Raw genomic sequence first — 14,092 nt, forward strand, 5'->3', positions numbered from 1 at the left:
AATGACCCAGCCAGCGCAGAACTGGCTGGTCATTAACTATCGTCTGGAGTAAGCAATGCCGTGTGAAGAACTGGATATCGTCTGGAACAATATAAAAGCCGAAGCCCGAGCTTTGGCCGACTGCGAGCCTATGCTGGCCAGTTTCTACCACGCGACGCTACTCAAGCACGAAGACCTCGGCAGCGCCCTGAGCTATATGCTCGCCAATAAACTGGCTTCCTCCATCATGCCTGCTATCGCTATTCGTGAAGTGGTGGAAGAGGCCTATGCCGCTGACCCGGAGATGATCGCCTCTGCCGCCTGTGATATCCAGGCCGTGCGCACGCGTGACCCGGCGGTCGATAAATACTCCACGCCGCTGCTGTATCTGAAGGGCTTCCACGCGCTTCAGGCTTATCGCATCGGCCACTGGTTATGGAATGAAGGCCGCCGCGCGCTGGCTATCTTCCTGCAAAATCAGGTTTCTGTGACCTTCCAGGTGGACATTCACCCTGCGGCGAAAATTGGTCGTGGCATCATGCTCGACCACGCCACTGGCATTGTTGTCGGCGAAACGGCGGTGATTGAAGATGATGTCTCTATCCTGCAGTCGGTTACCCTGGGCGGTACCGGTAAAACCAGCGGCGATCGCCATCCGAAGATCCGTGAAGGGGTGATGATTGGCGCGGGAGCGAAGATCCTCGGTAATATCGAAGTGGGACGTGGGGCCAAAATAGGGGCGGGCTCAGTTGTGCTGCAGCCTGTACCGCCGCACACCACCGCTGCTGGCGTACCGGCGCGCATTGTCGGTAAACCGGATAGCGATAAACCGTCGATGGATATGGATCAGCACTTCAACGGTATTCATCATACGTTCGAGTATGGCGACGGCATTTAGCCTGTCGGCAGCCATTGACAAAAAAGCCCGGTGCATTGACTCACCGGGCTTTTTGTTAGTTGCGGTATAACACTTTGATAATGTGGTATCCGAACTGCGTGTGCAGGGGACCGGTTGGCTCCAGTACCGGGCAAGAGAAGACCACTTTATCGAATGCCGGAACCATCTGGCCCTGGCGGAATTCACCCAGGTCACCGCCGCGTTTACCTGACGGACAGATAGAGTGCTTCTTCGCCAGCTTGCCGAAGTCGGCGCCGTTTTTAATCTGTTCCAGAAGATCCTGTGCCAGTTTCTCTTCTTTAACAAGGATATGCAGTGCTGCTGCTGTTTTTGCCATGATCGTGCCTTGAATGGGTTGAGATAAATCGGGGCGCAATATACCACGCGTTAGCGGCGATAGAGCACCTTAATGATATGGTAGCCGAATTTGGTTTTCACCGGACCGTAGGGCTTCAGCAGCGGGCAGCTAAATACCGCCTCATCGAATGGACCCACCATCGCACCCTGCTGAAATTCCCCAAGCTCGCCGCCATTTCGCCCGGAGGGGCACTTAGAATAGCGCTTTGCCAGATGATCAAAGCTGATGCCACGCTCCAGTTTTGCCAGGATCTCCTGGGCCAGTTTCTCTTCTTTTACCAGGATGTGCAGGGCTGCTGCGGACTTTTTCATGGTTCTGCTCTACGGGTTAATGGCCTTTTCGCCACTTTATCATTAGCCGGTAAATCTGCGCCCGGCTTTCTGCTACAATCCCCACCCCGTTCGAAGATTGAGCAATATTCCCATGCGTTTAAACCCTGGACAACAACAAGCGGTCGAATTCGTTACTGGACCATGCCTGGTGCTGGCAGGGGCGGGTTCGGGTAAAACCCGCGTGATCACCAATAAAATCGCCCACCTGATCCGCGAGTGCGGCTATCAGGCACGCCATATTGCGGCGGTAACGTTTACCAACAAAGCCGCGCGCGAGATGAAAGAGCGTGTGGGGCAGACGCTGGGCCGTAAAGAGGCGCGCGGGCTGATGATCTCCACCTTCCACACGCTGGGGCTGGATATTATTAAACGCGAATACGCGGCGCTGGGGATGAAGTCCAACTTCTCGCTTTTCGATGATACTGACCAGGTGGCGCTGCTTAAAGAGCTGACGGAAGGGCTGATTGAAGATGACAAAGTCCTACTGCAACAGCTGATCTCGACGATCTCCAACTGGAAAAACGATCTGATGACGCCAGCCCAGGCTGCAGCCAGCGCGAAAGGGGAACGGGATCGTATCTTCGCTCACTGCTATGGTCTGTACGATGCGCACATGAAAGCGTGTAACGTGCTGGATTTCGACGACCTGATCCTGCTGCCGACGTTGCTGTTGCAGCGTAATGAAGAGGTGCGCGAGCGCTGGCAGAACAAGATCCGCTACCTGCTGGTGGATGAATATCAGGACACCAACACCAGCCAGTACGAGCTGGTGAAATTGCTGGTAGGGCAACGCGCGCGTTTCACCGTGGTTGGCGACGACGATCAGTCGATCTACTCCTGGCGCGGCGCGCGTCCGCAAAACCTGGTGCTGCTGAGCAAAGATTTCCCGGCGTTGCAGGTGATTAAGCTGGAGCAGAACTACCGTTCGTCCGGTCGCATCCTGAAAGCGGCGAATATCCTGATCGCCAATAACCCACACGTGTTTGAGAAGCGTCTTTTCTCCGAGCTGGGCTACGGTACAGAGCTGAAAGTGCTCAGCGCCAACAATGAAGAACACGAAGCCGAACGCGTCACCGGTGAGCTGATTGCCCATCACTTTGTGAATAAAACGGAGTACAAGGATTACGCAATCCTTTATCGCGGTAATCACCAGTCGCGCGTGTTTGAAAAGATGCTGATGCAGAACCGTATTCCTTACAAAATTTCGGGTGGAACCTCATTCTTCTCGCGCCCGGAAATCAAAGATCTGCTGGCCTATCTGCGCGTGCTGACTAACCCGGATGATGACAGTGCCTTCCTGCGCATTGTGAATACGCCGAAACGCGAGATCGGCCCGGCGACGCTGCAAAAGCTGGGCGAGTGGGCGATGACCCGCAATAAAAGCCTGTTTACCGCCAGCTTTGACATGGGGCTAAGCCAGACGCTGACGGGACGCGGATATGACAACTTAACCCGCTTCACCCACTGGCTTGGTGAAGTACAGCGGCTGGCAGAGCGTGAGCCTGTGGCTGCCGTGCGGGACCTGATCCATGGTATCGACTACGAATCCTGGCTGTACGAAACCTCTGCCAGCCCGAAAGCGGCCGAGATGCGAATGAAAAACGTCAACCAGCTCTTTAGCTGGATGACCGAAATGCTGGAAGGCTCGGACATTGACGAGCCGATGACGCTGACCCAGGTCGTCACCCGCTTTACGCTGCGCGATATGATGGAGCGCGGTGAGAGTGAGGAAGAGGCCGACCAGGTGCAGTTGATGACCCTGCATGCGTCCAAAGGACTGGAATTCCCGTATGTCTATCTGGTCGGTATGGAAGAGGGCTTACTGCCGCATCAGAGCAGCATTGATGAAGATAACGTCGATGAAGAGCGTCGACTGGCCTACGTGGGGATCACCCGCGCGCAGAAAGAGCTGATTTTTACCCTGTGTAAAGAGCGCAGACAGTACGGTGAACTGGTGCGCCCTGAGCCGAGCCGTTTCCTGCTGGAGCTACCTCAGGACGATCTCATCTGGGAGCAGGAACGCAAAGTTATTACCGCGGAAGAGCGCATGCACAAGGGACAGGCTAACGTGGCGAATATTCGCGCCATGCTGGCAAAAGCCAAAGAGAAGGGATAATGATGAGTAGGCCGGGTAAGGCGAAGCCGCCACCCGGCATTGTTCAGCGACTTACTTTATCTCAAGCGCCCAGTGCACGTAGCTCTGCCACTGGCACTCTTGCTCGATCAGCTCTGCCCCAAGTGGGTGATTATCCAGCCAATTTTCCGGTAGCGTCAGCGTGAGCTTTTCATCGTCTGCCACCAGCCTAATTGCCGGGAGGAGATCGTCGCGGCGACGGCTGGCAAATAAAATCGCCAGACGAAGTAAACGGCACAGATGCTCGGCCACGCGCGGCGGCACCGCGTTTTGCTGGTGGAGTGAAGAGAGGTCCACGGCATTGGTCTGGTTTAGCAGCAGGGTAGCGAGCAATTTTTTCTGCGCAGGGGTATAGCCCGGCAAATCAAGATTACGCACCAGCCACGCGGCATGCAGCGGCGCTTGCTTGTACTCAACGCTCAGGCCAATTTCATGCAGCGCACATGCACTTAGCAGCAAATCGCGACTTAATGGTTCAATATCCCAACGCTGTTTGACCTGGTCCGCAAAGAGCGACGCCAGCTGTCCCACCCGTTGTGCCTGCTCGGTATCCACAATGAAGCGACGCTGGACGTTACGCAGCGTACGGCTGCGGATGTCCAGATCAACCGACAGATGCAGCATTCCGTAGACCAGACCTTCGCGCAGCGCGCCGCCTGCAAGGGTCATGCACTGGATGTTCAGTTCGGTGAAAATGGCGATCAGAATGGCCAGACCGCTTGGAAAAACCAATGCACGCTCAAGCGTCAGGCCTTCAATTTCCAGCTCTTCCAGCCGACCACACTGAATAGCGCGTTGCTTCAGTTGCTGGAGTTTGGCAAGCGTGATCCGCTCGTCCATCCCCTGCGCCATCATGATTTCCTGCAACGCCTGTACGGTTCCGGACGCGCCAACACACACTTTCCAGCCGTGGTAGCGCAATTCGTCCATGACCGGACGCAGCACCTCGCGCGCGGCGTTTTCCGCCTCGTCGAAGTTCTCTTGCGCGAGATTGCGGTCGGTAAAGTAGCGCTCAAGCCAGGTCACGCAGCCCATCGACAGGCTGAACAGCGACGTCGCCTGGGCGCCCGTGCCGGTGACCAGTTCGGTGCTCGCTCCGCCAATATCCACCACCAGACGGCGATCGTCACCCCCGGTGGTGTGCGCCACGCCCTGATAGATCAGACGAGCTTCTTCTTCACCGCTGATGACCTGCACCGGGCAACCGAGAATTTCCTGCGCTTTGGCAATAAAATCCACGGCATTAACCGCCAGGCGAAGCGTCGCGGTAGCGACAACGCGGATTTGGGTATGGGGTATGTCCTGCAGGCGCTCAGCAAAGAGGCGCAGACACTGCCAGCCACGTTCCATGGCTTCGGGGGAGAGGTGATTGTCGCTGCTCAGGCCCGCCGCCAGGCGGACCTTGCGCTTAATGCGCGTCAGCGTCTGTATGCTTCCCGCCACCTCGCGCACAACCAGCATATGAAAACTATTCGAACCGAGATCAATTGCCGCATATAGCGAGGTGGAACTGAGCATAATTTCTTAACCTGAACGACGACGATTACGCGGTGCGCCGCCAGAACGACGCGGACCATTGCCGGAACGTGGGCGAGTAAGACGCTTCGGCGGCGGCAGTTCGCTTAACAGCGCTTCCGGGTTGTATTTGCTCTGCGGAATAGAGTGACCGATGTAGGTCTCAATGGCTGGAAGATTCAGCGCATACTCTTCACACGCAAGGCTAATAGAGTGACCGCTCGCGCCCGCACGACCGGTACGACCGATACGGTGTACATAGTCTTCGCAGTCATCTGGCAGATCATAGTTAAAAACGTGCGTTACGGCTGGGATGTGCAGACCACGAGCGGCAACGTCGGTTGCGACCAGAATATCGAGATCGCCACGGGTAAATTCTTCAAGAATACGCAGGCGTTTTTTCTGTGCAACGTCGCCGGTCAGCAGACCAACACGGTGACCGTCTGCAGCCAGATGGCCCCAGATATCTTCACAGCGGTGTTTGGTGTTCGCAAAGATGATGGCGCGATCGGGCCATTCTTCTTCGATCAGCGTTTGCAGCAGACGCATTTTCTCTTCATTCGAAGGATAGAAGAGCTCTTCTTTAATGCGGTGACCTGTTTTCTGCTCTGGCTCCACTTCCACATACTCGGCGTTGTTCATTTGTTCGAACGCCAGTTCGCGAACGCGGTAAGAAAGGGTTGCAGAGAACAGCATGTTCAGACGCTGATTCGCAGCAGGCATGCGGCGGAACAGCCAGCGGATGTCTTTAATGAAGCCCAGATCGTACATACGGTCGGCTTCATCCAGCACGACAACCTGGATGGCACCGAGGTTGATATGGTTCTGTTTGGCGTAGTCGATAAGACGGCCAGTGGTACCGATCAGGATATCCACACCGCTTTCCAGCACTTTCAGCTGCTTATCGTAGCCATCGCCGCCATAGGCCAAGCCAAGCTTCAGGCCAGTAGCCTGCGCCAGGGGTTCAGCGTCTGCGTGGATCTGTACCGCCAGTTCTCGCGTCGGGGCCATAATAAGCGCGCGCGGCTGGTTAACTTTGCGGTCTGCAATCGCTGGATGAGACAGTAAATAATGAAACGTTGACGTTAAGAATGCCATCGTTTTGCCAGTACCGGTTTGCGCCTGCCCTGCAACATCGCGACCGGCCAGCGTAAGCGGCAGGGCGAGAGCCTGAATGGGCGTGCAGTTATGAAACCCTTTATTTTCAAGGGCTTCGATCACTTTTGGGTGCAGGGCGAAGTCGGAAAACTTCTGTTCTGTTAAATGTGTTTTGCTCATAGTGTGGTAGAATATCAGCTTACTATTGCTTTACGAAAGCGTATCCGGTGAAATAAAGTCAACCTTTAGTTGGTTAATGCGACATCAACACGTCGTTGGTGGAGACAAAACCAACGTACCAGGCTTATTCCTGTGGAGTTATATATGAGCGATAAAATTATTCACCTGACTGACGACAGTTTTGACACGGACGTGCTTAAGGCTGACGGGCTAACCCTCGTCGATTTCTGGGCTGAATGGTGTGGTCCTTGCAAAATGATCGCCCCGATTCTGGATGAAATCGCTGACGAATATCAGGGCAAACTGACCGTTGCCAAGCTGAACATCGACCAGAACCCGGGCACCGCGCCAAAATACGGTATCCGTGGCATCCCGACCCTGCTGCTGTTCAAAAACGGTGAAGTGGCAGCGACCAAAGTGGGCGCACTGTCCAAAGGTCAACTGAAAGAGTTCCTCGACGCTAATCTGGCGTAAGGTTTCTCGGCTGAGCGTCCTGAGCGCCTAAATTGTGTGGATCTCTGGACGCCCGGCTTTAGTCGTGCTAAGTTAGCTATGACTTCGTTTTAAACATATCTTGTTGTTTGAATCTTGTTTTACCCGATACTTCCCGTTGTTAACATGAACAGTGCGTGAAGTTGCTAGATTCCGGGCTTGTCACTCAATCCGTCTTGTCGTTTCAGTTCTGCGTTCTTTCCCTGTGACCAGACAGCGAACAGACATGAGTTGATGGCCGCTAAACAGGCATGGATGACCCTGCCATACCATTCACAACATTAAGTTCGAGAATCACCCCGAGTTTAAGAACCCACACCATTATGAATCTTACCGAATTAAAGAATACGCCGGTTTCTGAGCTGATCACTCTCGGCGAAAATATGGGGCTGGAAAACCAGGCTCGTATGCGCAAGCAGGACATCATTTTCGCCATCCTGAAGCAGCACGCTAAGAGTGGCGAAGATATCTTTGGCGACGGTGTGCTGGAGATATTGCAAGACGGATTTGGTTTCCTCCGCTCTGCAGACAGCTCCTACCTCGCCGGCCCTGACGACATCTACGTATCCCCTAGCCAAATCCGCCGTTTCAACCTCCGCACTGGTGACACCATTTCAGGTAAGATTCGTCCTCCAAAAGAGGGTGAACGCTACTTTGCGTTGTTGAAAGTTAACGAAGTTAACTACGACAAACCGGAAAACTCGCGCAATAAGATCCTCTTTGAGAACTTAACGCCGCTGCACGCGAACTCTCGCCTGCGCATGGAGCGTGGTAACGGTTCTACCGAAGACTTAACCGCTCGCGTTCTGGATCTGGCATCACCTATTGGTCGTGGTCAGCGTGGCCTGATTGTGGCACCGCCAAAAGCGGGTAAAACCATGCTGCTGCAGAACATCGCGCAGAGCATTGCCTACAACCACCCAGACTGCGTGCTGATGGTACTGTTGATTGACGAACGTCCGGAAGAAGTAACCGAGATGCAGCGTCTGGTTAAAGGTGAAGTGGTTGCTTCTACCTTCGACGAGCCAGCATCTCGCCACGTTCAGGTTGCGGAAATGGTCATCGAGAAGGCGAAACGCCTGGTTGAGCACAAGAAAGACGTGATCATCCTGCTCGACTCCATCACCCGTCTGGCGCGTGCGTACAACACCGTGGTGCCAGCTTCCGGTAAAGTATTGACCGGTGGTGTGGATGCCAACGCCCTGCATCGTCCGAAGCGCTTCTTCGGTGCGGCACGTAACGTGGAAGAGGGCGGCAGCCTGACCATCATTGCGACCGCGTTGATTGATACCGGCTCCAAAATGGACGAAGTTATCTACGAAGAGTTTAAAGGTACAGGCAACATGGAACTGCACCTCTCTCGTAAGATCGCTGAAAAACGCGTCTTCCCGGCTATCGACTACAACCGTTCCGGTACCCGTAAGGAAGAGCTGCTCACCACTCAGGAAGAGCTGCAGAAAATGTGGATCCTGCGCAAAATCATCCATCCAATGGGTGAAATCGACGCAATGGAGTTCCTCATCAACAAACTGGCGATGACCAAAACCAACGACGATTTCTTCGACATGATGAAACGCTCGTAACGTAAATTATCCCAGTGAACGCCACGTTTTTACGTGGCGTTTTTCTTTTACGGACTATACGCTATTATCACAGACTCCCAATTTTGACCGGTCAGTGCGACAATAAGATAATTCGCACAGTAAAAATATTAATAGCTTGAATAATAAACAAATGGGTCGCAAGAGGTTTGCTTTATGCCTTCTGGCTTGATGCCATCATAGTTATACTTCTTTGACTGACATTTGTTGAGAACATCCATTGTGAACCTATTCGATACGTTTGCTGAACTAACCAGTATTTTTTTATTTACTACTTGCTTTCTGTTTTTTGCGCGCAAGATAGCAAAATATCTGGGATTAGTGGATAAACCCAACTTCCGTAAACGCCATCAGGGTATGATCCCATTGGTGGGTGGCATCTCCGTATTTGCAGGTATCTGCTTCACTTTCGCTATCGCTGATTACTATATTCCTCATGCCCGGTTGTACCTGACATGTGCGGCGGTTCTGGTTGTTGTTGGTGCACTGGACGATCGCTACGATATCAGTGTAAAAATTCGCGCCTTTGTACAGGCTGCTGTTGGTATTGCCATGATGGTTGCGGCAAAACTTCACTTGAGCAGTCTTGGCTATATTTTTGGGGCCTGGGAGATGGTGCTCGGCCCATTTGGTTACTTCCTCACACTCTTTGCCGTATGGGTCGCAATCAATGCCTTCAATATGGTCGATGGGATCGATGGTTTACTGGGGGGATTGTCATGTGTTTCATTTGCTGCTATTGGCATCATCCTGTGGTTTGATGGTCAATACAGCCTGGCAATGTGGTGCTTCGCCATGATTGCGGCCATTCTACCTTACATCCTCTTGAATCTTGGCGCTCTGGGTCGTCGCTATAAAGTTTTTATGGGCGATGCGGGTAGCACATTGATCGGTTTTACTATTATTTGGATTTTGCTGGAAACCACGCAGGGTAAAACACACCCTATAAGCCCGGTTACTGCACTATGGATTATCGCCATCCCGCTGATGGACATGGTGGCGATTATGTATCGTCGTCTGCGTAAAGGAATGAGTCCTTTTACAGCCGACCGTCAACATATTCATCATCTTATCATGCGGGCGGGATTCACTTCCCGTCAGGCTTTTATGCTGATTACATTGGCTGCCGCTATCCTTGCGGGGATAGGAGTTGTAGCGGAATATGCCCACTTTATTCCTGAATGGGTAATGTTGGTACTGTTTTTGCTTGCGTTTTTATTGTATGGCTACTGCATTAAACGGGCCTGGAAGGTAGCTCGTTTCATTAAGCGTATCAAACGCAAGATGCGTCGAAATAGTGATAATAATCCAACCTTAACGAAATAAAATGGGATGATGATGACTCAACCGTTGGCGGGAGAAAAATCAGAAATGAATGAGAATGCGTTGGATATTCGTGGTCTGTTTCGTGTTTTATGGGCAGGGAAACTATGGATTGCTGGCGTTGCGATAGGTTTTGCGCTCATTGCGCTGGCCTACACATTCTTTGCAAAACAAGAGTGGAGCACCACGGCGATTACCGACAAACCAACGGTTAACATGCTTGGCGGCTTCTATTCCCAGCAGCAATTCCTGCGTAACCTGGATATCAAGGCGAATCTCGCTACGCCGGATCAGGTTTCCGTTATGGATGAGGCCTACAAAGAGTTCGTGATGCAGCTCGCCTCATGGGATACGCGTCGCGATTTCTGGTCGCAGACCGATTACTTCAAGCAGCGTCGGGTGGATAACACCAAAGCGGATGCCGCGCTGCTGGATGATCTGATTAACAATATCCAGTTTATGCCGGGCGATGCCCTGCGCAATGTCAGCGACAGCGTGAAGCTGATTGCCGAAACGGCACCGGATGCCAATAATCTGCTGCGTCAGTACGTCGCGTTTGCCAGCCAGCGTGCGGCGATCCATCTTAATGACGAGCTGAAAGGCGCCTGGGCTGCGCGAACGATTCAGATGAAAGCGCAGGTAAAACGCCAGGAAGAGGTGGCAAAAGCCATTTTCGACCGCCGCGTGCATAATATTCAGCAGGCGCTAAAAATTGCGGAGCAGCACAATATCTCCCGCAGCGAAACGGATGTCCCTGCTGATGAACTACCTGACTCTGAAATGTTCCTGCTAGGTCGTCCAATGCTCCAGGCTCGACTGGAAAATCTCCAGGCCGTTGGCCCTGATTTTGACCTCGATTACGACCAAAACCGCGCCATGCTTAACACCCTGAACGTTGGCCCAACGCTGGAACCGCGTTTTCAGACGTATCGTTATTTGAGAACGCCTGAAGAACCTGTAAAACGCGATAGCCCACGGCGTGCATTCCTGATGATCATGTGGGGGATTGTGGGCGCACTGACTGGCGCGGGCGTAGCGCTAATGCGTCGTCGCACAAATTAAGAACGCCATCTACGATGAAGGCTACGGCCTTCATCGCCTAATCGAAGAGAATCGATGTGAAAGTACTAACCGTATTTGGCACCAGGCCGGAGGCCATCAAGATGGCGCCTCTGGTTCATGCGCTGGCCAGAGATCCTGATATTGACGCGAAAGTCTGCGTGACTGCCCAGCACCGTGAGATGCTCGATCAGGTCTTAACTCTCTTTTCTATCGTCCCGGATTACGATCTCAACATTATGAAGCCGGGACAGGGGTTAACGGAGATTACCTGCCGTATTTTGCAAGAGTTAAAGCCTATTCTGGAATCCTTCAAACCTGATGTGGTGTTGGTGCATGGTGACACCACGACCACCGTGGCGACCAGCCTTGCCGCGTTCTATCAGCGTATTCCCGTTGGGCATATTGAAGCAGGCCTGCGTACAGGCAACCTTTACTCGCCCTGGCCGGAAGAGGCCAACCGCACGCTGACCGGACATCTGGCGATGTACCATTTTGCGCCAACCGAAAACGCGCGTCAGAACCTGCTGCGGGAAAATATTGCCGACAATAAGATCTTTGTCACCGGGAATACGGTTATCGATGCGCTGATCTGGGTACGTGACCGCGTGCTGGCAAACACCGATCTGCAGGCAGAACTCGCTGCGCGCTATCCTTTCCTGCATAACGGCAAGAAAACGATCCTGGTGACGGGCCACCGTCGCGAAAGTTTCGGTCGCGGCTTTGAGCAAATCTGCCACGCGCTGGCTGAGATTGCCGCGCAGAATGAAGATGTGCAGATTGTCTATCCGGTACACCTCAATCCTAACGTCAGCGAGCCGGTGAACCGTATTCTGGGTCATGTGGATAATGTCCTTCTGATCGAACCGCAGGACTACATGCCATTCGTCTGGCTGATGAATCACGCCTGGCTGATCCTCACCGATTCCGGCGGGATTCAGGAAGAAGCGCCGTCTCTCGGCAAACCGGTGCTGGTCATGCGTGAAACCACCGAGCGCCCGGAAGCGGTAAAAGCGGGCACGGTACGTCTGGTGGGCACGGATATGCGCCGCATCGTCGACGAGGTGACGCGCCTGCTGCACGATGAAGAAGAGTATCAGGCGATGAGCCGCGCCCATAACCCGTATGGTGATGGGCAGTCTTGTGGTCGTATTTTGCATGCACTTAAACACAATCGGGTAACGCTATGAGTTTTACTACCATCTCTGTCGTGGGTCTTGGCTACATTGGACTGCCTACTGCGGCGGCCTTTGCCTCTCGTCAAAAGCAGGTTGTAGGCGTCGACATCAATGCGCGCGCGGTGGACACCATTAACCGTGGCGAAATTCATATTGTGGAGCCCGATCTCGACCTCGTGGTGAAAAAGGCCGTCGACGGGGGATTCCTGCGCGCCAGCACCACGCCGGTCGACGCCGATGCCTTTCTGATTGCGGTTCCGACGCCATTTAAAGGCGATCATGAGCCCGACATGGTTTACGTTGAGGCGGCAGCAAAATCTATCGCGCCTGTGTTGAAAAAAGGGGCGCTGGTGATCCTCGAGTCCACGTCGCCGGTGGGCGCTACCGAGCAGATGGCCCAGTGGCTGGCAGAAGCCCGTCCAGATTTAACCTTCCCACAGCAGGCGGGTGAGCAGGCCGATATTAATATCGCCTACTGTCCGGAGCGTGTGCTGCCGGGTCAGGTCATGGTCGAGCTGATTAAAAACGACCGCGTGATTGGCGGCATGACGCCGGTATGTTCCGCGCGCGCCAGCGAGTTGTATAAGATTTTCCTTGAAGGCGAATGCGTGGTGACCAACTCCCGCACCGCCGAGATGTGCAAACTGACCGAAAACAGCTTCCGCGACGTTAACATCGCTTTTGCGAATGAACTGTCACTGATTTGTGCCGATCAGGGGATTAACGTCTGGGAGCTGATTAGCCTTGCGAATCGCCATCCACGCGTCAACATTCTCCAGCCGGGTCCGGGCGTGGGCGGTCACTGCATCGCCGTCGATCCCTGGTTTATCGTGGCGCAAAACCCCGATCAGGCGCGCCTGATCCGCACCGCGCGTGAAGTCAACGACAGCAAACCTCACTGGGTACTCAATCAGGTAAAAGCGACGGTGGCGGATTGTCTGGCTGAAAGCGGCAAGCGCGCCAGCGAGCTGAAAATTGCCTGCTTTGGCCTGGCCTTTAAACCGAACATTGACGATCTGCGCGAAAGCCCGGCGATGGAAATTGCTGAGATGATCGCAGGATGGCACAGCGGTGAGACGCTTGTGGTTGAGCCGAATATCCATGAGCTGCCAGCGAAGCTGGCGGGCCATTGTACGCTGACCGCGCTAAACGATGCGTTGGCGATGGCGGATGTGCTGGTACTGCTGGTGGATCACAACGCGTTCAAAGCGATCCCGGGTAAGACCGTGTCCCAGAAGTACGTGGTTGATACCAAAGGCGTGTGGCGTTGAGTCAACTCAACGGCGTGCTGGAATCCCTTGAGTGGGAAAGCACTTTTTTTGCCCGGCCTTCGGCGATTGTTCGTCTGCGTGACGATGCGCCTGCTTTGCAGGCGTCCGACTTCGCGGCCTGGCCGCGCGTGCAGGCGAAGATCCCGGCGGGCCGTGCCGATCTGCTGGATGCGCTGCAGCAACATGGTTTTCAGCTGGTCGAAGGCGAGGTTGATCTCTCCATAACGGTTTCCCGCCACCCGTCGGCAGGCGCAGAAATTGCAACAGAGCAGGACATTCCCGCGCTGCGCCAGATGGCGGCACAGGCCTTTGCCCAAAGCCGCTTTCGTGCTCCCTGGTATAAGCCTGAAGACAGCAGCCGTTTTTATGCTCAGTGGATTGAAAATGCGGTAAAAGGCACGTTCGACCATGTGTGTCTGGTTTTCCGCGCGGTGGATGGACAGATTCAGGGCTTTGTTTCCCTGCGTAAGGTGAATGAGCAGGACGCGCGTATCGGCTTACTCGCCGGACGCGGCATGGGGAAGAAACTCATGCAGGCCGCGCTGCACTGGGCTGAGCAGGAACAGTTATCGACGCTGCGGGTGGCGACCCAGATGGGCAACACCGCCGCGCTTAAACGTTATATTGCGAGTGGGGCCAACGTCGACGCCACCGCTTACTGGTTATACAGGTGA

Annotated in this window: 13 protein-coding genes; 9 read left to right on the top strand and 4 right to left on the bottom strand. The window is 54.0% G+C overall.

The genetic code is table 11. The features are described 5' to 3' along the window. Positions 1–55: 55 nt before the first annotated feature. Positions 56–877: a serine O-acetyltransferase gene (gene cysE / locus EXW94_RS14110; protein WP_010426365.1), complete on the top strand. Its 822-nt coding sequence runs from the start codon at positions 56–58 to the stop codon at positions 875–877. 55 nt (positions 878–932) lie between these two features. On the opposite strand, the gene ppiC (EXW94_RS14115) is transcribed toward cysE, so the two are convergent. Further along, positions 933–1,214, bottom strand: coding sequence for a peptidylprolyl isomerase PpiC (ppiC, locus tag EXW94_RS14115; protein ID WP_006812396.1), 282 nt, complete (start codon positions 1,212–1,214; stop codon positions 933–935). Positions 1,215–1,264: 50 nt separating this feature from the next. Beyond that, on the bottom strand, positions 1,265–1,546 hold the full coding sequence (ppiC, locus tag EXW94_RS14120) for a peptidylprolyl isomerase PpiC (RefSeq protein ID WP_126815706.1): 282 nt from the start codon (positions 1,544–1,546) through the stop codon (positions 1,265–1,267). 112 nt (positions 1,547–1,658) lie between these two features. Between ppiC (EXW94_RS14120) and rep the strand changes: the two genes are divergently transcribed. Further along, positions 1,659–3,683, top strand: a complete 2,025-nt coding sequence (gene rep / locus EXW94_RS14125; protein ID WP_010426362.1) for a DNA helicase Rep — start codon at positions 1,659–1,661, stop codon at positions 3,681–3,683. Positions 3,684–3,734: 51 nt separating this feature from the next. Here the strand turns inward: rep and gppA are convergent, their stop codons facing one another. Together gppA and rhlB are read right to left on the bottom strand one after the other, a co-directional pair. Continuing rightward, complete coding sequence (gppA, locus tag EXW94_RS14130) at positions 3,735–5,219, bottom strand: guanosine-5'-triphosphate,3'-diphosphate diphosphatase (protein ID WP_174340359.1); 1,485 nt, start codon at positions 5,217–5,219, stop codon at positions 3,735–3,737. 6 nt (positions 5,220–5,225) lie between these two features. Next, positions 5,226–6,494, bottom strand: a complete 1,269-nt coding sequence (gene rhlB / locus EXW94_RS14135; RefSeq protein WP_010426359.1) for an ATP-dependent RNA helicase RhlB — start codon at positions 6,492–6,494, stop codon at positions 5,226–5,228. Between the two features lie 144 nt (positions 6,495–6,638). On the opposite strand from rhlB, the gene trxA reads away from it, so the two are divergent. The 7 genes from trxA (at position 6,639) to rffC (ending at position 14,092) form a co-directional block, all read left to right on the top strand. Next, on the top strand, positions 6,639–6,968 hold the full coding sequence (gene trxA / locus EXW94_RS14140; protein WP_004386384.1) for a thioredoxin TrxA: 330 nt from the start codon (positions 6,639–6,641) through the stop codon (positions 6,966–6,968). A 341-nt stretch (positions 6,969–7,309) separates the two neighbouring features. Further along, positions 7,310–8,569, top strand: a complete 1,260-nt coding sequence (gene rho, locus EXW94_RS14145) for a transcription termination factor Rho (RefSeq protein ID WP_001054528.1) — start codon at positions 7,310–7,312, stop codon at positions 8,567–8,569. 240 nt (positions 8,570–8,809) lie between these two features. Then, complete coding sequence (wecA, locus tag EXW94_RS14150; protein ID WP_174340360.1) at positions 8,810–9,913, top strand: UDP-N-acetylglucosamine--undecaprenyl-phosphate N-acetylglucosaminephosphotransferase; 1,104 nt, start codon at positions 8,810–8,812, stop codon at positions 9,911–9,913. Between the two features lie 12 nt (positions 9,914–9,925). Next, positions 9,926–10,972 (top strand): ECA polysaccharide chain length modulation protein, encoded by a 1,047-nt coding sequence (gene wzzE / locus EXW94_RS14155; RefSeq protein ID WP_126815769.1) that lies wholly within the window; start codon positions 9,926–9,928, stop codon positions 10,970–10,972. Between the two features lie 56 nt (positions 10,973–11,028). Beyond that, a complete protein-coding gene (gene wecB / locus EXW94_RS14160; RefSeq protein ID WP_174340361.1) occupies positions 11,029–12,159 on the top strand; it encodes a non-hydrolyzing UDP-N-acetylglucosamine 2-epimerase in 1,131 nt (376 codons plus the stop codon). After that, positions 12,156–13,418: a UDP-N-acetyl-D-mannosamine dehydrogenase gene (gene wecC / locus EXW94_RS14165; protein ID WP_174340362.1), complete on the top strand. Its 1,263-nt coding sequence runs from the start codon at positions 12,156–12,158 to the stop codon at positions 13,416–13,418. Before wecB ends, wecC begins: the two co-directional genes overlap by 4 nt. Further along, on the top strand, positions 13,415–14,092 hold the full coding sequence (gene rffC / locus EXW94_RS14170; RefSeq protein WP_120158936.1) for a dTDP-4-amino-4,6-dideoxy-D-galactose acyltransferase: 678 nt from the start codon (positions 13,415–13,417) through the stop codon (positions 14,090–14,092). The genes wecC and rffC overlap by 4 nt, the downstream gene beginning before the upstream one ends.

The organism is Enterobacter sp. JMULE2 (assembly GCF_013337145.1).
GTDB lineage: Bacteria > Pseudomonadota > Gammaproteobacteria > Enterobacterales > Enterobacteriaceae > Enterobacter > Enterobacter mori.